Below are 19,540 nucleotides of genomic sequence, written 5' to 3'. Positions count from 1 at the left end.
GGCGCTTGTAGTAAATAGGCCAGGGCAATCGATTCCTCATTGTCAAGGGGATAAGGGCTTGAGCTTGCCTCATTCATTGGGTCAGGTGCAGAGGAATCTATTTGTTCAGGCTCTGCGGGAAATTGAATGAATTTGAAAAATTGCCTGATATCGAAATCCTTTAAATGCATAGTTGACCTCAAGGATTGATCAGGGAGCTGATATAAGACAGCGCTTAATCAGCCCCCGACGCTTATTTATTCAGCTTTACATTCGCCTGATCAACGACCTCTTTCCACTGCGTTATATTCGAATCCACATAAGCCAAAAATGCTTCGGGGGATTTGCTTTTTATAATTTGTATTCCTAACGCAGCGATCCGTTGCCTGACTTTTTCATCGTCCAGAACAGCAGACAACTGCTCAGACAGGGTTTTTGCCAGTTTTGGGGAAATGGATTTAGGCGCATGCATACCGAACCAGGCGCCAAAATCCATATTTTTATAGCCAAGCTCTTCGAATGTCGGCACATCGGGCATCTCCGGTGACCGGTTTGGCGCTGCAATGGCCAGCGCGCGTACCTTGCCACTGCGGGCCACAGGCAAAGCTGTAGAAAGATTATCCCAGCCGATGTTGATATGGCCGGCAAGCAAGTCCTGCATCATCGGGGCCACGCCCTTATATGGGACCTGGGTCATTTTCACACCAGACCGGACGCTGAAGATCTCGCCGGTCAAATGCAAACCGCCGCCATATCCCGAATGGCCAAAACTGAGTCCGTCTGGATTTTTCTTTCCATATTCAATGACATCTGCTACAGATTTGAATCCACTTTTGTCGCTCGCTAACAGGACATTTGGTGTATAGGCCAGCAGTGCAACCGGCGCGAGATCCTGTGTGGGATGAGCTTGCAGTATTTCAGGATTAAATGCTGCCGTTGTCGCAAGGCCCACTGCGCTCAATAGCAGCGTATAACCATCTCCGTGGGCTCGCGCTACCTGTCCCGCAGCGAGATTGCCACTTGCCCCGGGGCGGTTTTCAACAACGAAAGACTGGTTCAGACGCGCAGCCATGCCATCTGCAATAATGCGGGCAACTTGATCGGTTGAACCGCCAGGGGCAAAGCCCACGACGACTTTGACTGGCTGAGACGGATAGTTCGTTTGTGCAGGTGCGCTATTGCATATGGCAAGGGATAGCGCACATAAAACAATTTTCAATGCCGAGGCATTCATGATCGGATGCTCCTCCGTTTAAATGATTTTAGTTTTTGTATAAATTACTTATGTCATTGGGGCATGCCCCGTCAGTGCATGCTGAAGACAGCCCCTTTTTTCAATTTAAATTTTCGCGGTAATTGTCTTAACGGCATAATATGCGCGCAAAGCCTCCAGCCCCTTTTCACGGCCGAATCCGCTATTTTTCGTACCGCCGAACGGCGTTTCCACGCCTCCGGCGAAATACTGATTGATGAAGACCTGTCCTGCCGATACCAAACGACTGAAGCGCATTGCTTTGGAAAAATCGGCTGTGTAAATGCCGGCGACCAAACCAAAATTGGTACACTCTGCCAATTCGCATGCGTGGTCAAAATCGTCAGCGATCTGAATGGTCAAAACCGGCCCGAAGATTTCTTCCTGAACGGAAGGCGTATCCTTGCTGTTTGCCTTCAGAAGGGTGGGGGCGTAGAACCAGCCGTCCAGGCCCTCTGGTTTCAGGACGCTGCCGCCAGCCAGAAGTTCTGCACCCGCTTCGACGCTGGTTGAGACGATTTTGGCGATTTTATCCAGTTGCTGGCTGGATACGATCGGGCCAATATCAGGATCATCTGAGCCACGACCTGGCGTCATCTGTTGAACGCGGGCAACCAGTTTTTCCAGAAAAGCATCGGCGCATCCGCGTTCAATGACCAGCCGCGAGCCTGCCGAGCATACCTGGCCCGCGTTCATGAAAATTGCCTTCAGCGTGCCTTCAAGCGCGGCATCCTGATCTGCATCATTCAGGACGACGACGGGAGATTTGCCGCCCAGCTCGAGCGTAACAGAAGCAACGTGCTCGGCGGCACTGCGCATGACATTTATACCGGTCACGACTGAGCCCGTGAATGTCACATGCGCAATATCGGGGTGAGCCACAAGCGGCACGCCGGTTGTTACGCCATTACCACAAACGACATTGACAACGCCATCAGGCACGCCGGCCTCTTTGAGAATAGAGCACAGCATCAGTGCCGTAAGTGGCGTCTGTTCAGCCGGCTTGACCACGGCGGTTGCTCCTGCGGCAAGCGCGGGTGCGAGGCCGCGTGATGTCGTGACCAGGGGGAAGTTCCAGGGAATAATATGTGCAGTGACGCCAATGGGCTCATGCTGGGTAAACGAAACAAAATTTTTCCCCAGCGGAATCGTATCGCCCTGGAGTTTGTCGGCCATGCCGGCATAATATTCGAAGTACCGCGCAGAGGTTTCGATGTCGCCTTTCGCTTCCCGCAAGGGCTTGCCGCTGTCATAAGACTCCACTATCGACAAATCGTTTGCTTTGGCTCGAATGCCGGCCGCTATCCGGAACAGGATGCGGCTGCGTTCAGCCGGAGTGACATCTGCCCACGCGCCTGCAAGTGCGGCTTTCGCGGACTTCACTGCCCGGTCGACCAGGGCGGCATCGGCGACAGGTACTTCGCATAGCACTTTTCCTGTCGCCGGGTCATAAGTGGGTTCGGTCGCGTTGCTCCCCGTCGATACGTGTTCGCCGTTAATAAAGGGATTGAGATCCATATTTTTAATCAGCTCGGTAGCTGTCATGCGCATTCTCCTTTTTTTGAGTGGATGGTTCATCGGGTTCCCTGACCCGGATTGCGTCTTTGTCTGCGGCGAGTTGGTACAACGGAACCGGACGCAAAGGTGGGCGAACCCGTGGACGGGCAGAGAGATTTTCCGAAGGTAGTGACAAAAGATGTGAAATGGAAGGCAGACAATTGCGCCCCTGACAGCGTCCCATGCTCAGCCTGGTAGCGGTTTTTAGTGCGTTCAAATTGCCTGACTTCAGGGCAGGGTGATTCTGTAGTTCGGCAAGCCGAAGCGCTTCACATCGGCAGATAATCGTATCGGCGGTGGCGGCAGTAAGCGGGCTTGGGGATTGGTATGCCAGATTCAGTTGCCTGCGGAAACGGTCCAGTCGTCGATAGCTGGCGGCTGCGCCAAGAGGGACTGGCTGGTTCAATATGGCTAAGGCCGCGATATGACCTTCGGCGATCGCAACTTTGACGCCACCGATTCCTGCCCCGTCGCCCACTGCATATACGCCTGCCACGCTGGTCTCCAGCGTTGCGGATCGTTCGGGGACCGTACCATTCAGGTCCGGCGCAGTTTGCATCTTGCAGCCGAATAGTCTTGCTGGTTCAGCGCCAGGTATCAGGCCGTATCCCGTGACAAGCACATCTGCGTCGATCGAGTGCCTGCCGTTTTGTTCCGGCTTGCCATTGGCGCCAACGTGGCCTAGCGTGACCCTGCCAAGCTGGCCTGTGCCTTCTGCCTGGGTAATCATCCGCTTAAAATGCAGGGGGACGCGGGCTTTCATCAGTTTTGCCCTGTACGAGATTGCCTGCGAAACGATGTTCGGCGCAGAAAACAGGCCCTTCAATACAGGCGGTATCAGTCTGGAGGAACGCTGAGCTTCAAACACCCCGACAACGTTGGCACCGGCAGCAACAAGGCTCGCTGCAGTGACAAGGACGAGCGGGCCATTTCCTGCAATCACGATACGACCTTCCGGCACCAGTCCCTGTCCTTTGATCATATTCAGGCAGCCGCCTGCTGAAATCACGCCGGGCAAAGTCCAGCCCGGAAAGGGAAACGGCATATCCTGGGCGCCTGTCGCCAGAACAACAGCGCTGGCATTTACTCTTCCGCTGCCTGCACTGCCGGCATAGGCAACCTGCTGCGGCGAGGTGCAAGACCAGACGGTGGTGGCCCGCAGATAGCGTACAGCGGCATGCTCGAGCACACCGGATAGCGACTGAAATCCGGGAATGTCGTGGGGAAGATGTTTATAGTCAGCGGTAAATGGTTCGGGCAACTGACGAAAATATTGCCCGCCTGGCTGGTTGTTTTCGTCGATGATGACGACAGGGCGTCCTGCTTTGGCAAGGGTACGGGCGCAAGACAAACCGGCGGGGCCGGCTCCGATGATGACAACGGGATCCTCCATTACAGATCCTTGTCGGCGGCGGCAAGCACCATATCAGGGGCCAATCGTTGCATGCAGCTTCGCACGGTCCCGATCCCGTCAATGTGCACGGCGCATTCCCAGCATTGTCCCATGCCACAATAATAAGCCCGGGCAGCGTTGTCGCGCGACGAGTGGCGCTGGGATGTGACGCCTGCACGCATGAGGGCAGCTGCAATACTGTCCCCCTCATGTCCGCTCAATGGCAGCCCGTTGAATGTGAAGGCGACTGATTTGCCTGGCTGGACGCCGGCAATCTGGCGGTATTTAGTCATTTTCAAATCTCGCTGGGTCGAAGATATCGATCGGAAGCGTAGTACGTCCTTTCGATATCAGTTCACTCAGTAGGCGCGCCATGGCGGGGCCGAGGGTGAAGCCGCCGCGCGCGCATGCTGCAACAAAGATGTTTTCCTGACCACCCAAGTGGCCGATATAGGGCAGGGAATCGGGCGTCACGCCTTCGTATCCTGCCCAGCTTCGCAGTGCGTTCAGTCGGCGCAAGCCAGGGACGACCTGCAAGGCCAGCCTGATATTTTGGACAAGCTGATCATGGTCGATATCTTTGCGCCGGTCTTCAAGCGTGCCCACACCCTGCCAGCCACCACCAATCAGGCAACTGCCGTTGGCGACCTGTTTGAGCGTCAGAATACCGCGGGCGTGGCTGACCAGCCCGCCGATGGTGAATGCTGCAGGTTCGGTGACGGTGACCATATTTACATCCAATTCGACCGGAAGCGTCGCGCCCAGCATGGCGCCTACGCCTTGTGTCCAGGCGCCGGTCGTGATCGCCAGCTGCGAGGCAAAATAGGCCCCTTCTGATGTATTAATCTCAACACGTGGGCCTGGATTAATATCGAAAACAGGCGTGCGCGAGAAAATCTGTACACCGCAGGCCAGGGCCGCCTTGGCAAGCGCCGGCCCCATTTTTGTCGGGCTGGCCGAACCATCATCGGGAGAGTAGGCTGCCGCTGTCACCTCTGCGGAGAGCCAGGGCGCCTGTTTTTCTATTTGTTTTCGTGTCAGCATTTCCACCGTCAGACCTAGGCGTGCCTGCTCCGCAGCACTGTGCCCGAGGCGCTCTGCCTCTTCGTCTGTCAGGGCGATTTTGTATCCGCCCGACCGCTTGACAGCTGCATCGATACCAAATTCTGTCGCGAGCTTCTGCCAAATCTCCCATGACCATAATGTATAAGGTACAAGCGGGTTCAGTTTATTCTGGACACCCAGCGAACCGGCGTTCACTGCCGATGCTTCGGACCAGATTTCGCCTTGTTCAAAAAGCGCGACTCGTCTGCCGGACCGGGCCAGCAGAAAGGCTGTAAATAAGCCGACAATACCGCCGCCTATGATCGCAACATCGACGTTTTGTCGCTGTTGTCCTCCAAAATGAGTCGGAGTACTCAACGATAGCCCCGATGCGGCATGGCTATAAGTGCCTGCGCTTCATTCACACGCCTGAGATATTCCGTGAGCGCCTGCTCTGATCGGGTCAGATCAGCGATGATCGCCTCACGCAGTCCGGTCGCATCTGCGGCCGTGGCACTCGCAAGAATGAGCTCGTGCGGGCTGTGGTCTGTACGGCGTTGATTAAGAATGGGATACATATTGCGCAGGGTCGGCCCGATCCGCAGCCACAGGCTTTCCACAATCTTTAAATAGATAGGCATCTGTGCGGCACTGTAAATCCGAAAATGCAAATCGGCATTCAGGCGAAGGGCTTCGCGGTAATTTTCCTTTTCAAGCGCCGCAACGAAATTGGCTTGTGTGTCGTTCAATGCAGCCACGTCGGTTGGCGTCAGCTTCAGACACGCCGCTTCGGCCAGTTCGCCTTCAAGTGTCCTGCGGATTCTAAAGATTTCGCGGATATCTTCTTCAAACCGCTGGGGAACAATGATGGCATTGCGTTCAGTGGTTTGAAGAATGCCATCGGACACCAGCCGCAGAACCGCTTCTCTTACCGGGGTCACACTGACCTCATAATCACGCGCAATATTACGCAGATTAATCCGATCATTGGGAGCAAAACCTCCACACAGAATCGTGCGCGTCAGTTGGGCAAATACCTGTTCGGATAATGAGTCGTTGCGAACGGCGTTAAATGCGTCGGTGGCGTTATTTTCCAATGTTTTCACAGTAAAAACCCTTATTTACGTTTTTCAATATGAAATATAGCATATATCGTATATCGCACAATATATCGTATATCGTGTTCTTTATCAACTAAAAAAGTGAGACGTAAATGAGCAAAATGAATTGGCAAGGTGTTTTATCCGCAGTGATCACACCGTTCAACGAAACGGGGGCGATCGACCAGAAAGCATTGACCGCACATCTGGACCGGCTATTGCAGGCGGGTATCAACGGCTTTGTCGTCTCTGGCAGCACAGGCGAGTATTATTCGATGTCGATTGAAGAGAGAAAGAACCTCTTTAAGTTGATTGCTGATGGCTACAAAGGAAAAGCGACGCTGGTTGCGGGGACCTCATCCCTGAATCACGCCGATACGCTGGACCTCACAAAATATGCAAAAAGCATCGGCTACGACGGATGCATGGTCTTGCCGCCAGTCTATTGCCTGCCCACCCCGGCAGAGATTAAGGCCGCAATCGGCGAAGTGGCTGAAATCGGGTTGCCTGTCATGCTCTACAACAATCCGGGTCGTGTTGGCGTCGGGCTTTCTCCTTCTTTGACTGCCGAGTTGGCAGACATCCCTAACGTGGCAGCATATAAAGAGAGCGCACGGGATCTTTATGCCGTTGCGCAAACCTACTATCTGACCCGCGATAAGTTGCAGCATTTCGCCGGGCTTGAACCCTACCTGAGCAGTCTCCTGAGCCGGGGTGCTGCCGGTTCCGTATCAACCATTTCAAACATTTGCCCGGCTGAAGTCGTGGCGACATATAACGCTTACCGCGCAGGCGACCTTGCCGAGGTATCGCGCAATCAGCAAATTATTGATCAGCTTTATCACTTGATGGCCAGTTCCGGCCTGTCCAACTTTGCCTTTGTGAAAGCGGGTATGGCTGCGCTCGGTCTGAACGGAGGAACAGTTCGCCGTCCGCATCTGGCGGCAGACAAGGCAAAGGTATCTGAAATAGGGAAAGGGATTGAGAAGATCTATGCCACGGCGAACAAGCCTCTTCCGAAGTAAACGTTTCTAGCGGTGTAATTTCACTCTTTAACGAGGGGATATAGCATGAATTTCAGACTGAATATAGCGACATTCTTCGCTTTAAGTTGCGGCAGTATTGCCGCAACCCCCGCGCTGGCGGATCCCGTTTGGGATCGCATTCAAAGCGACGGGGAGATTGTTTGCGGCGCCATTCCAAATGATCGTATTGGTTCGTGGATTGATCCGGCTACCGGTAAATGGGAAGGTTATGAAATCGAACTTTGCCATGCGATCGCCAAAGACCTGGGCGACAAGATGGGTAAAAAACTGAATGTCAAATTCAAGGAGACCAGCTGGAAGACGGTCGTATTGGATCTGCAATCACAAAAAATTGATTTGTGGCCTGGAATGAGCGCCACAGATCAACGAAAGAAAGCGTTATTCATGGTCGGTCCTGTGTACGACCTCGCCTTTTGTGCCATGGACGGCAAGAATTCAACTGTTGGGAAAACCTGGAAGGAACTGGACTCCCCTGATGTGCGCATTGCCACCGTGACCGGTACGAGTGTTGAAGCCATGTTCAAGAAAATGGCGCCTAAAGCAAAACATATCACGCTCTCCGAATATTCTGAAATTACGCTTGCCGTGCAGTCCGGACGTGCCGATATCATGGGCGCGGATGTTTTGCGGTGCCTCAACGTGATCAAGGCGGCACCGACTGTGTTCAAAAGCGTGTTTTTTCCGACTCCGCTGGTCACGATGGGTTCATCAGCCGGCCTTCCGAGGTCGGCGGATAAGCTTTCCGAGTGGCTTACAAAATGGGCTGCAGAGCGCAAGGCAGATGGCACTGTCAAAAATATCTTTATGAAGGTTCTGGCAAAGGCGGGTTACGACGCCAAGCAGATTCCGCCTGAAGTGCAGTTCTAGTGCCTTAGGGACAGAGGCCTGATACGTGCGGACGCAGGTCGCTGTACCTGCGCTCGCTTTACTCACATACTAAGGGAAATTCATGGGATATGAATATGATTGGAGTGTTGTGCTGCAACCATCCGTCTGGCTCGAGGCAATCTATATTACGCTGGTCTATGGAATAGGGACAACCGTCGTCGGATTGATTCTCGGGCTCGTTCTGGGGTTGATGTTAATCAGTTCCTTCGGGCCGGCGCGGTGGTTTGTTCAGCTATTCATTGGCATTTTCCGGTGTACGCCTGCACTGATACAAATTCTTTGGTTCTATTATGCCTTTCCTATCGTGCTGGGCATCAACTTTCCGCCGTGGCTGGCTGCCGGCTGTGGACTCACATTCTATATGGCCGCGTTTTCCGCCGAAATTTTCCGGGGCGGCATACAGTCAATCGATAAACGTCAATGGAGCGCAAGCCGCTCCCTGTGCATGTCTTATTGGCAGACCATGCGTCATGTGATATTGCCGCAAACGTTTCGGCGCATGACGCCGGCGATTGTCAATCAAGCCATCATCCAGTTCAAAAATACGTCTTTACTATCCATCGTTGCGGTGCATGACCTCATGTACGCCGCCAATGCGCTGACTGCTGAAACCTATCGTCCTTTGGAAGTCTTTACCTTTGCTGCGGTGATTTACATTGTCATCATCTGGCCGCTGGCAACCTGGACGAATCATATCGAGCGCCAATCCAACAAGAGGCTGAGCTGATTATGTCAACACCATTTATCACGATTGAAAACCTGTCCAAGAGTTATGGCGATTTCAAAGCGCTGACAGATGTCAGTTTTAGTCTGGAAGAAGGAAAAACGGCAGCCATTATCGGCTCTTCCGGGTGTGGCAAGTCGACTTTTTTGCGATGTCTTAATCTGCTGGAAACACCGACTGAAGCCACGTTCAGAATTGGCGATAAAGAGGTTTTTTTCCAGAACGAGAAGCAAGTTGATGGCGAGAAAGATGCCCTGAGTTTTCGACGGGAAATGGCCATGGTTTTTCAGAGCTTCGATCTCTTTCCGCACCGCACGGTCCTCAATAACGTCGCGCTGGCGCCGATGCTGGTTCGAAAGATGGAGCGTGAAAAAGCAGAGTCGCTTGCGCTTCAATTGCTTGAACGCATCGGTTTGAGTGAAAAGGCGAAAAGCTATCCGTCTCAATTGTCAGGCGGTCAACAGCAGCGTGTCGCGATTGCACGGGCGCTTGCGATGGAGCCAAAAGTTTTGCTTTTTGATGAAGCGACATCCGCACTTGATCCGGAACTGGTCGGAGAGGTTCTGGATGTGATGAAAGCATTGGCTGAGGACGGCCGAACAATGGTGGTAGTCACGCACGAGCTGAACTTCGCGCTGGATGTCGCAGATGTATTGGTCTTTTTCGACCAGGGCAAAATCACGGAAATCGGTCCGCCTGCTGAGTTACTTGGTAACCCACAGTCCGACAGACTGAAGACTTTCCTGACCCGTTATCACCACATGCTAAATAACTGAGCGTTCAATTATCACGCTCACCATTACAACCCCCGCGAACCCCATTTAATGAGCTGTTTCTAACAAAGGACCATTGCCATGCCTGCTTATGACTCACTTCTTCAACCCTTCCGCTTACGTGAACTCACACTGCGCAATCGAATTGTGAGTACTGCCCACGCTCCCGGATATGGGGTCGAGTCGCTGGCCGGAGAACGGTATCGCCTGTACCATGTCGAAAAAGCCAAGGGCGGTCTGGCCTTGACAGTGATTGGCGGATCAAGCGCCGTATCGCCTGACTCCACCGCGCCTTTCGGACAACTCACGCTCGCTGAAGACCGGGCGGTTCCGCATATCAAGTCGCTGGTGGAGGCGGTTCATGATCATGGCGCAGCGGTTTTTTGTCAAATATCACATCCCGGCCGCCGGGGACGCTGGGATACGGGGGTGTGGATGGCGCCGGTTGCGCCATCGGCTGTGCGCGAGGCGCAGCATCGCTCGTTCCCACGCCAGATGGAGGCCTGGGACTTCGATCGTATTTTGCAGGACTTCTACGAAGCCGGTCAGCGCGCTGCCGCGTCCGGTCTTGATGGTATCGAACTGCTTTTTGGTGGCGGACAGATCGCGCTGCAATTTCTCTCTCCGGCTGTGAACAGGCGTGATGATGAATATGGCGGGAGTCTAGAGAATCGCTTGCGTTTTCCGCTGCAAATCATCGATGCCGTCAGGCGCGGGCTGGGAGACAAACTTGTGCTTGGTGTGCGCATGACCGCAGACGAATTCTTCGAAGCCGGCATTGATCAGAAACAAAGCCTGGGTATCGCTACCGGTCTGGCCGGCACCGGTTCCATCGATTATCTGAATGTCATGGCGAGTACGGTCTATGACTGGCGCACGGCATCGTTGTCCATGCCGGGCATGGGAACCCCCTTGGCTCCCTATCTGACAATGGCTGGCGCTATCAAGGAGGCCGTTTCCATTCCGGTCATGCATGCCAATCGCATCATGGATCTTTCCACAGCGGCGCGCGCAGTGGAGGAGGGCGTCATCGATCTGGTCGGCATGACGCGTGCGCATATCGCGGATCCGCATATCGTGCGCAAGCTGACTGAGCGGCGGGAAAACGACATTCGTCCCTGTGTCGGGGCCAACTATTGCATCAGCCGCATCTATGCAGGTGGCGAATCCCTTTGTATTCAAAATCCCGCCACCGGTCGCGAAGTGAGTATGCCGCATGTCATCCAGCGAGCCAAGGCGTCGAAGCGCGTGGTCGTCGTCGGTGGCGGCCCCGCCGGGCTGGAAGCGGCACGTGTTTCGGCCGAGCGGGGGCACACTGTTACGCTCATCGAGGCAGAGCCTCAACTCGGTGGTCAGATCAACTATGCCGCCAAGGTGAACTGGCGTGGAGACCTGCAGACCATCACGCAGTGGCTTGAAGATCAGTGCCGCAAACTTGGCGTCGATATCTGGCTGGGGTACACGGCTGATGCTGAAATGGTGGCCCGCTTCTCGCCAGACATCGTCGTGATCGCAACTGGCGGCTATCCGAATGTCGGCGAGATCGAAGGAGCTGAGCATACCTATAGTACGTGGGATATATTAAGCGGACGGGTGGAACTCGGCGAGCGGATACTGATGTTCGACGACCAGGGCGCCGATTCCGGTATCAGTTGTGCCGACTATCTGTCCCAGGCGAAGAAAAAACTGGAGGTAATCACGCCCGAACGACATCTCGGCGTCGAGGCGGGTGCCTATAATTTTCCGGTTTATTTGTCTCACCTCTACAAGAATGGAGTCACGATAACCCCGGACCGGCGGCTCAAGCGCGTCGAGCGCAGTGGCAATGGTCTGAACGCTGTTCTGCGCAACGAATATACACTTGAGGAGGAGGTGCGTGAGGTGGACATGGTCGTCAGCGATAACGGCACTGTGCCCAATGACGACCTCTATATGGAACTCAAGGCATATTCCCGCAATGCGGGTGCTGTTGATTACAGGGCTCTGACTGGTGATCGGCCCCAGACAATCGGCTCCAACACTGACGGGAAATATATGTTGTTTCGCGTAGGAGATGCGGTAGCCAGTCGCAATATCCACGCGGCCATCTACGATAGTCTTCGGCTTTGTAAAGAGTTCTGAGTAGCCTTTCTTGTTTACATATGGCGCGGCGATTATATTCATCGCGCCATAGATTGCCTCGGATCCTGCATGCGGCTAACAAAAGGACGAAGACAGTGGCAGCTTGCGTGAAGATAAATCCCTGTAATAGCAGTGATATTTTGCGTTAATCCAGCACTACTCCGCTGCGTTTTACCACTTCTCCCCAACTGTCATACTCTGAGCGAATATAAGCCGCCGCCTCTTGAGGGTTTGCGCTGGTGCGTGCGATCGCGCCGATCCGGGCGAGTTTTTCGCTAACTTCAGGGTTACTCATCACCTTCGACAAAGCATCGAATGTCGATGAAACCAGCGTATCTGGTGTGCGGGCCGGGTAAATCAGCATGAGCCACGTTGCCGCTGTGAAGTCGGCAAAACCTTGTTCTGCAGTCGTCGGGACCTTTGGCATGCCAGGCAACCGCTTTGGTGTCGCTGTCGCCAATGCGCGCAGTTGACCGCTTTTGACAAAGGGTTGCACGCCCGCAGCGGTTTCGAGTGCCAGAGATACCTGGCCGGCAACAACATCGGTCAGGCCGGGAGCGCTTCCCTTGTATGGCACGTGCAACACGTCTATGCCCGCGCGCCGCTTGAATTCCTCCATCGCCAGGTGCGAGACCGTCCCGTTTCCTGACGAGGCATGTGTCAGCTTGCCGGGGTGCTTTTTTGCATAGTCAATCAGTTCGGGTATCGTCGTAAACGGTTGCGATGGGTGACAAACCAATACGAAAGGAAGGTCACCGACCAGTCCGACTGCCTTGAAGTCGTTTTTTGAGTTGTAGTGGACTGATTTGTACAAATGCGGGTTTGTCGCCACGGCAGACATATGGGTCAGCATCATGACGGTACCGTCGGCAGGCGAATTCGCTGTTATTCCCATCGCAATGCTGCCTCCCTGGCCTGGCCGATTATCAACAATGTAGTTATCACCCGTGACCGTTTTCAGTTGTTCGGCAAGCAGCCTGGCGACAATGTCCGTGGCCTGGCCCGGCGGAAAGCCGACGATGATCCGAACGACTTCAGCACCTCTGGCCAGTCTCGTGTGGGCCAATGCACAGAGTCCGGCACTGGCTGAGGCGATTAACCATTTTCGCCGCGAAGGTTTGATCGAGGTCATTTTTTGTCTCCTGTTGATTTTATTGGGATACAGATACTGGCAAAGTTCTGCGGACCGTGACCAGTTGAAATTAACTTAACGAACGAGCAATGTTCCTACGACGGTGAGTATCGACCCGAGGGCGGTTGCGACCAGTAACCACCAGCCCGGCACCATCACAGTGCCATTTTGTTGCGGCACGGACGTAGCTTTGTGGGCATGGCCGGGCATTGCACTTGTTGCGGTTTCTTTTGTCGCGCTTAATGGGGTGGGCGCAACGTGAGCGGCGCTTTCGGCCAGGTCCTGGGCGGGAGAAGAAAGCTGTTTTTTTAATGCGTTGAAAAAATCGTCAGCCATCTTGCGTGCCACATTGTCGATGAGTCTTGAACCGACCTGCGCGAGTTTGCCGCCGACTTCCGCTTTTGCCGTGTAGTTGAGTTCTGTGCCGTTTGGGGCTTGTTCCAGCCGGACAACGGACGAACCCTTGCCAAATCCGACCGGTCCCCCTTGCCCCTCGAACACCATGGTGCAGGAAGAGGGCGGACTCATCTCCGTCATGCGCAGCCTGCCATTGAAGCGAGCCCGTAACGGTCCGATCGTGGCGGCAATGACGACTTTGTATTCTGTGTCATTGGTCTGCTCCACGGATTCACAACCGGGCAAACACTTTTTCAGAACGTCCGGATCATTCAGCGCGTCCCATACTTTTTGACGGGAAGCGGGGAGGGTTTGGGTGCCGGTGATTTCCATAAGGTCAATGATCCTTTTTCATGGCGGCGGCAGTATTCACCATGGAATGTAGCGTTCTTGCGTAATCGATGGCGGCCTGTTCGTCCATGCGTGGCGCCACACGCAAATATTCTTTCAACCCCAAAATGGCGGGCCGGGGTCGCGATAGCAGCAGTTGCACAAACCGCGCCACTTCGTTTTCCAGTTCAGCGGCCGGAACCACCTGACTAACAAGACCGTAGGCGAGTGCCCGCTGTGCATCGATAAAATCGGTGGAGTAGGCCATCCACAAAATTGCATTCCGGTTCATACGATCATAGACTGCGGACATGACCATGGTTGGCATAACATTATGGCCAATTTCGGGGATGTTGAATGTTGCGGCATCGCTGGCGAAGCTGACATCGCACAGCGAGGCGATAGCCGTGCCAAAACCCATGCATCGGCCTTCTATTACGCCGATGATCGGGACCTTCGCACCACGCATAGCCTGATAGCTGCCAAAAATGCCATCGTATTCGTCCCTGCGAGTGTAGGCTTCGGAGGCAGCCGGGGTCGGTCCGGCATCCCTGATTCGTCCCGTGCAGAAATCTGGACCTGCGCTTCTGAGCAGCACGGCATCGGATGTTTCGTGAGCCTTGAGCAAAACGCTCGAAAGCGCCGACGCCATGCTATCGGATACCCCGTTGTCCTCGGCACGATTCAGAGTGATATTGAGCAAACGGCCTTTTTGTTCGACCTTCAGGTGTTGATGCATAGGGGAAAGCTCCAGTGGGTTTGAAAACGGTGTCATACGGCCAGACGTTCAAAGTGGCGCATCAGGGCTGCGTTAAAGGCGTCTGGCTGATCAATGTTGGGAAGATGGCCCGCATTGGGAATGACGTCCAGTGCAGAGCCGGAAACCCGCGCCTGGATGTCACGCATCGCTTCGGGAAGTACGCCGTCGTTGGCGCCGACAATGAAAGTGGTGGGGGCCTCGATATTGCCGACATCGCCCAGGTAATTGAGCGATTGAATGGCAAGTGCACTACAGACAAACCCTTGCACTGATGTATGTCGGGCAATCGAGCGGAATCGCTCTCCAACGTCCGGGCGCTTTTTCAGAAACGATTCGCCAAACCAGCGCGCTATCGTCGGATCGGCAAGCGGCGCGCAACTGGCATGCTGTTCCGCTAACGCAATACGGTCATCCCACGGTAACGCGACCTCTGCCGGCGCGTCAGCGCGAGCATCGCATAGCACAAGGCTCAAAGCGCACCCACTATGGAGGATGCCGAAACCAAATCCGCTCATGCCACCCAGCGATAAACCCACATAGTGTGCGCTGCGAATATCCAGCGCTTCGAGCACTGCAACCGTATCGGCCGCGAGCTCGTCCATCGTGAAAATAGCAGCAGGAGCCGAGGACTTGCCATGTCCGGCGGTATCGAAACGGATGACGCGAAAACCCTTTTCAGCCAGCAGAATTGCCTGCTCGTCCCACATTGCGCTGGAGGAAAGGATGGAGTGCGTCATGATGACGGGTGTGCCGTCCTGCGGACCCTGAAGATAAACTGCCAGTTCGGCGGTCACGCCACGTATGGTATGGCGCTCTAAAGCGTCGATCATATTGTTTCCTTTGTCAAAAGAGAGGCTGGACGCAATACACGCCAGATCGATTGTGGGGTCATTGGAAGTTCGTCGACGGAAACATCGACAGTCGCAAGCGCATCGTTCAGTGCACTGGCGATGGCTGCCGGGCCGCCCAGATAGCCCGCTTCGCCGGAGCCTTTTTGACCGAAGACCGTAAGCGGAGAAGGCGTGCAGTGATCCACGATTGTGATCGACGGGACTTCTTCGGAGCTTGGCAGCAGATAATCCATAAAGGTGCCCGAGAGCAACTGGCCTTCATCCGAGTAAGCGAACTTCTCGAGAAGCGCTGCGCCCAGGCCATGCGCCACACCACCGTAGGTCATGCCATGCACGACGTCCGGACTGATCATGACGCCGCAATCGTGGCCGACCACATACCGGTGCAAGGTCGCTTTTCCGGTATCGACGTCAATACTGGCTAGAACGACATGGCATTCGAAAGAGTGACATGGGTACATTTGTACGCGGCCATCCTCGGTCGGAAGTTTGCCGCCGGTCGGTACCTCCCAGCAGAACTTTTCCTGCAGGCCGGGTTCCATGCCTGCCGGCATGCAGTGATATTTGCGATGCGCGATTTCGACGAGGGCCTTCCAGGAAAGACGCTGTGTCGGCTCGCTCCGCAGGAAAATATCGCCATCTTCGTAAGTGAGCGCATCGTCGCTTACCTTGAAGTTATGCGCTGCGATCGCCAGCAACTTTGCTTTGAGTATCTTTGCGGCGCCGGCGGCCGCTCCTCCCAGCATGATGGCCATGCGACTGCCTACCGGGCTGTTGGACGGAAGCGCGTTGAGCGAATCGGCGTGCAATACCCGCACCGTATCGGGTTCCCTCTGCAGTATTTCTCCAACGACGGTAGATACGAGTGTCTCATGCGCCTGACCCGAGGTGGACGTGCCCATCAGCGCGGTGACGGCACCGTTCAGATCAATGCGGATCAGACATGCGTCCATCCAGGTGGTGGTTTCGTTTTTGGCGTTAAAGAGCGGTTCGAATGCCGAGTTGCCACCCGATGGTTCCAGACAGGTCGCAATCCCGATGCCGGCAAGTTTGCCCTGCGCACGCATTAGATCGCGTTGTTTCAATATTTCTTCGTAAGGCGCAGCGGCCAGGGCCTTGTCCAGCACCGTTTCGTAATCGCCCGAATCATAGTGAGTGCCACTTGGAATCAGATAGGGAAATTCGTCTTTCCCGATCAAATTCTTGCGCCGCAATGCAATGCGGTCCATATTCAGAAAACGTGCAACCTTGTCCATGCCTGTTTCTATGGCATAGTTGGTCGGCGCCTGACCAAAACCCCTGACCGCCTCCTGCGGCGTTTTGTTGGTCATGACTGAATAGGCGTCGTACTCCACGCTTCCGATTCGATAAGGCCCCACGATAGCGCCTACAGGCTTGCCCAGTTGCAAGGGAGAGCGCCCGGAGTAGGCGCCGATATCATCTATTGCACGCATGCGCATGGAACGGATCGTGCCATCGCCGTCAAAGGCCAGCGTTACATCGAATATACGGTCAGGGCCCTGCATGTCCCCGCCACGCATATTTTCCAGTCGATCTTCGAGAAAGCGCACCGGGCGGCCCAGTTTCTTCGCAAGATAGCCCACTAAAATGGAATGCTTCAGACCGCGCTTGACGCCATAGCTGCCGCCTACGTCCACATCGAAGTGGACCCGCACGCTGTTGCCCGGCAGGCGCAGGCATTTGGCGAGCAGATCCGGATATTTCGGCATTTGAATAGATGCCCATACGTCCAGGATTTGCGTCGCATCGCTCCATGCGCATGTCGCCACAAACGTCTCGATGGGAACCGTGGAGCTGCGGGCCCAGCGGGCGCGGTAGCTCAGCTGATGGTCGGCGCCGGAAAAATGGTCATCTACCGGCCCCCACACAAACTTGCGATGCCAGATGATATTGTGGCCATGTGCGGGATGAACCTGGGGGGCATCTTCTGCCATCGCCGCCTCTGTATCCATCACATGCGGGGTCTGCTCGTATTCGACCAAAACCCTTTCGGCCGCGTCTTCGGCCAGCGCACGCGTGTCGGCAACGACTGCAGCCACCCATTCACCCGCATATCGCACCACGCCGCTTGCCAGCGGATAGCGGGCTACTTTCGGAGCGTCGACCCCGGGCAGCATCGGCTCGATTTGGCTGGTCAGTTCTTCTCCTGTCAGCACGTCGTGCACACCGGGCATGGCAAGCGCTTCCGCAGTCTCGATAGAGACGATGCGTGCGCTTGCGTAGGGGCTGGCGACGATCGCCACATGCAAGAGGCCCGGCAAGGCAACGTCGGCGGCATAATGTCCCTGACCCGTGACAAAGCGCCGGTGCTCCACGGCCCGACGGCGGCGACCGATATATTTGAAAGCGTTATATGCAGGGTGCCGGGGATCAGTCATTCGAGTCTCCCGGAATAACGGTTTTCGCCATTTTTCGGGTGGCAGTAGCGGACGCTTCTTTGATTTGGTATCCAGGCGTCGTAGCCAGTTTTACTGCATCTACAATCTGCTGGTACCCGGTGCATCGGCAAAGATTCCCGCCGATGGCATCGCGTATCTGGGCTTCGTCCGGCTGAGGCGTTTTATCCACCAGGGCGTGGCAGGCAATAAGCATGCCTGGGGTACAGTAGCCGCACTGGAGCGCATGTGTTTCGCAGAAGGCATCCTGGATTTTGGACAGACAGCCGCGTTGCGGCGCCAGACCTTCCACGGTGGTAACGGACATCCCGTTGGCCTGTACTGCGAACATGCAGCAGGATCTGACAGGATCGCCGTCGAGCAACACCGAACAGGCCCCGCAGACACCATGTTCGCATCCTGCGTGTGTGCCCGTGAGTCCCAGATGATCACGGAGAAAATCGATCAGTGTGGTGCGCGGCTCTATTGTCTGAGTCCGGATCAGGCCATTGATTTTGATCTCGACTGATACGAGTGGGGGTTGCATGAAAACTCCTTTACTGGACTTGGACGGCGGACGCAGTTGTATCGGTCGGGCCCGAATTCGATGCTGCGGCCAATACTCTCGATAGCATCACAACGGCAAGATGCCGGCGATACTCTGCGCTGGCGTGGAGATCGGACCCTGGTTCGGTCTGCTGTGCGGCGCAATGTGCTACCTCCAAAGCCATTCGCGGATTGATGCGCTGCCCTACGAGTTCCTGCGCCAATTCAGGAAAAGATCGCGGCACGCCATCGACGCCACCCATTCCTATGGCGGCGCGTCGGCAGACGCCATCCTCGTCGATCTGTAATTGACAGGCTGCCGATGCCATGGCGAAATCGCCGTGGCGCATGGACGTTTCGTCAAAAGCGGTGACGATGCCATTGCCTTGCCAGACAGGCCACTCAATACGGGTCAGACACTCGGTTTCAGATGTCACGGTGAACATCGGACCCAGAAAGAAGTCCTGGGCGTCAATCTGACGTTCACCTTGCGCCAGACTGCTCAGATGCAGCTTGGCATTCAACACAACCGCGGCCAGGGGCAGTTCGGCGGATGGGTCCGCATGGACAAGGCTGCCGCCGATCGTGCCGCGGTTGCGTGTCTGGGTATGACCCACCCAGCGCAGGGCATCGCGTACCAGAGGAATCGCTTTGTGCACGTCAACGCTGTCCTCAATGGTGCGCTGTCGGGTTGTCGCGCCCATTGATACTGCGTTGTCGCTTATGTCCACATGTTTAAGTTCCACCAGGCGATTGATATCCAAAAGCATGGCAGGGCGCGCCAGTCGCATGGCCATCATCGGGACCAGGCTCTGGCCTCCGGCCAGGGTTCTCGCTTCCATGCCATACTGGTCCAGGAATTCCAGTGCGTGGCCGGTGGTTTCGGCCAGAACATATTCAAAAGGGGCGGCTTTCATAAAGTGGTCCGCCTTTGAGGCGCCACTGTGCTACGCACAACGCCGGGGTTTATCGCACAAAAGGGGTTGCTATCCATCATTCTCATCTTGAACGCGTGTGAAGCGAAAATTGATTCTGTCCTGCAAATTATCAGTGCAGCAGTCGGACGCAGCAAACGACTTAATTTGGGGGAGCGTGAGTTATTCTCATGCTCCCGCGAGAATGAACGCAGTGACCGCAAAGGTGGAGTAGACCTGGCGGCGTTGCGGGCCACGAAGAGGTTGAAGGTTTCGCGGCGACGTAATAATATCAACGCGGCGTGCGGTTACGTTACGCTGGAAAGTCTGGAAAAAGG

The 19,540-nt window shown here is 55.1% G+C and carries 18 protein-coding genes; 5 read left to right on the top strand and 13 right to left on the bottom strand.

Features of this window, described 5'->3' with window-relative positions; translation table 11 throughout:
* Window positions 1-232: 232 nt before the first annotated feature.
* The 6 genes from W822_RS25115 to W822_RS0123055 form a co-directional block, all read right to left on the bottom strand.
* The gene (locus tag W822_RS25115; protein ID WP_024003249.1) at window positions 233-1,213 is read right to left on the bottom strand and encodes a Bug family tripartite tricarboxylate transporter substrate binding protein; all 981 of its coding nucleotides are present in this window, start codon (window positions 1,211-1,213) and stop codon (window positions 233-235) included.
* Window positions 1,214-1,318: 105 nt separating this feature from the next.
* Window positions 1,319-2,776, bottom strand: a complete 1,458-nt coding sequence (locus W822_RS25110; protein WP_024003248.1) for an aldehyde dehydrogenase family protein — start codon at window positions 2,774-2,776, stop codon at window positions 1,319-1,321.
* A complete protein-coding gene (locus tag W822_RS25105) occupies window positions 2,754-4,181 on the bottom strand; it encodes an FAD-dependent oxidoreductase (RefSeq protein ID WP_024003247.1) in 1,428 nt (475 codons plus the stop codon). The genes W822_RS25110 and W822_RS25105 overlap by 23 nt, the downstream gene beginning before the upstream one ends.
* On the bottom strand, window positions 4,181-4,474 hold the full coding sequence (locus tag W822_RS25100) for a (2Fe-2S)-binding protein (RefSeq protein ID WP_024003246.1): 294 nt from the start codon (window positions 4,472-4,474) through the stop codon (window positions 4,181-4,183). Before W822_RS25100 ends, W822_RS25105 begins: the two co-directional genes overlap by 1 nt.
* Entirely contained in the window at window positions 4,467-5,603 is a 1,137-nt protein-coding gene (locus W822_RS25095) for an NAD(P)/FAD-dependent oxidoreductase (RefSeq protein ID WP_024003245.1), read from the bottom strand. Before W822_RS25095 ends, W822_RS25100 begins: the two co-directional genes overlap by 8 nt.
* Window positions 5,600-6,331 (bottom strand): GntR family transcriptional regulator, encoded by a 732-nt coding sequence (locus W822_RS0123055; protein ID WP_031241975.1) that lies wholly within the window; start codon window positions 6,329-6,331, stop codon window positions 5,600-5,602. The genes W822_RS25095 and W822_RS0123055 overlap by 4 nt, the downstream gene beginning before the upstream one ends.
* A gap of 107 nt (window positions 6,332-6,438) precedes the next feature.
* Between W822_RS0123055 and W822_RS25090 the strand changes: the two genes are divergently transcribed.
* From W822_RS25090 to W822_RS25070, 5 genes are all read left to right on the top strand, one after another.
* Complete coding sequence (locus W822_RS25090) at window positions 6,439-7,350, top strand: dihydrodipicolinate synthase family protein (RefSeq protein ID WP_024003243.1); 912 nt, start codon at window positions 6,439-6,441, stop codon at window positions 7,348-7,350.
* A gap of 45 nt (window positions 7,351-7,395) precedes the next feature.
* Window positions 7,396-8,238 carry a transporter substrate-binding domain-containing protein gene (locus W822_RS25085; protein ID WP_024003242.1) on the top strand — a complete coding sequence of 281 codons (843 nt, stop codon included), beginning with the start codon at window positions 7,396-7,398 and terminating at the stop codon, window positions 8,236-8,238.
* An 82-nt stretch (window positions 8,239-8,320) separates the two neighbouring features.
* Window positions 8,321-8,986: an amino acid ABC transporter permease gene (locus W822_RS25080; RefSeq protein WP_024003241.1), complete on the top strand. Its 666-nt coding sequence runs from the start codon at window positions 8,321-8,323 to the stop codon at window positions 8,984-8,986.
* Window positions 8,987-8,988: 2 nt separating this feature from the next.
* Window positions 8,989-9,759, top strand: coding sequence for an amino acid ABC transporter ATP-binding protein (locus tag W822_RS25075; protein WP_031241973.1), 771 nt, complete (start codon window positions 8,989-8,991; stop codon window positions 9,757-9,759).
* 78 nt (window positions 9,760-9,837) lie between these two features.
* A complete protein-coding gene (locus W822_RS25070; protein WP_024003239.1) occupies window positions 9,838-11,877 on the top strand; it encodes an oxidoreductase in 2,040 nt (679 codons plus the stop codon).
* A 145-nt stretch (window positions 11,878-12,022) separates the two neighbouring features.
* Here the strand turns inward: W822_RS25070 and W822_RS25065 are convergent, their stop codons facing one another.
* The 7 genes from W822_RS25065 to W822_RS25035 all read right to left on the bottom strand — a co-directional run bounded on the left by W822_RS25065 (window position 12,023) and on the right by W822_RS25035 (window position 19,205).
* Window positions 12,023-13,009: a Bug family tripartite tricarboxylate transporter substrate binding protein gene (locus W822_RS25065; RefSeq protein ID WP_024003238.1), complete on the bottom strand. Its 987-nt coding sequence runs from the start codon at window positions 13,007-13,009 to the stop codon at window positions 12,023-12,025.
* Window positions 13,010-13,084: 75 nt separating this feature from the next.
* Window positions 13,085-13,738, bottom strand: a complete 654-nt coding sequence (locus tag W822_RS25060; protein WP_024003237.1) for an SRPBCC family protein — start codon at window positions 13,736-13,738, stop codon at window positions 13,085-13,087.
* A 4-nt stretch (window positions 13,739-13,742) separates the two neighbouring features.
* On the bottom strand, window positions 13,743-14,474 hold the full coding sequence (locus tag W822_RS25055) for an enoyl-CoA hydratase/isomerase family protein (protein WP_024003236.1): 732 nt from the start codon (window positions 14,472-14,474) through the stop codon (window positions 13,743-13,745).
* Between the two features lie 32 nt (window positions 14,475-14,506).
* Complete coding sequence (locus W822_RS25050) at window positions 14,507-15,325, bottom strand: alpha/beta fold hydrolase (RefSeq protein WP_024003235.1); 819 nt, start codon at window positions 15,323-15,325, stop codon at window positions 14,507-14,509.
* A complete protein-coding gene (locus W822_RS25045; protein WP_024003234.1) occupies window positions 15,322-17,745 on the bottom strand; it encodes a xanthine dehydrogenase family protein molybdopterin-binding subunit in 2,424 nt (807 codons plus the stop codon). Before W822_RS25045 ends, W822_RS25050 begins: the two co-directional genes overlap by 4 nt.
* Entirely contained in the window at window positions 17,738-18,289 is a 552-nt protein-coding gene (locus W822_RS25040; RefSeq protein WP_024003233.1) for a (2Fe-2S)-binding protein, read from the bottom strand. Before W822_RS25040 ends, W822_RS25045 begins: the two co-directional genes overlap by 8 nt.
* 10 nt (window positions 18,290-18,299) lie before the next feature.
* Complete coding sequence (locus W822_RS25035) at window positions 18,300-19,205, bottom strand: FAD binding domain-containing protein (protein WP_024003232.1); 906 nt, start codon at window positions 19,203-19,205, stop codon at window positions 18,300-18,302.
* Window positions 19,206-19,540 lie beyond the last annotated feature (335 nt).

Origin of the sequence: Advenella kashmirensis W13003, assembly GCF_000506985.1 — a bacterium.
GTDB lineage: Bacteria > Pseudomonadota > Gammaproteobacteria > Burkholderiales > Burkholderiaceae_B > Advenella > Advenella kashmirensis_A.
Note: the sequence above shows the minus strand (reverse complement) of the source record. Positions and strands in the feature narration are given on the sequence as shown.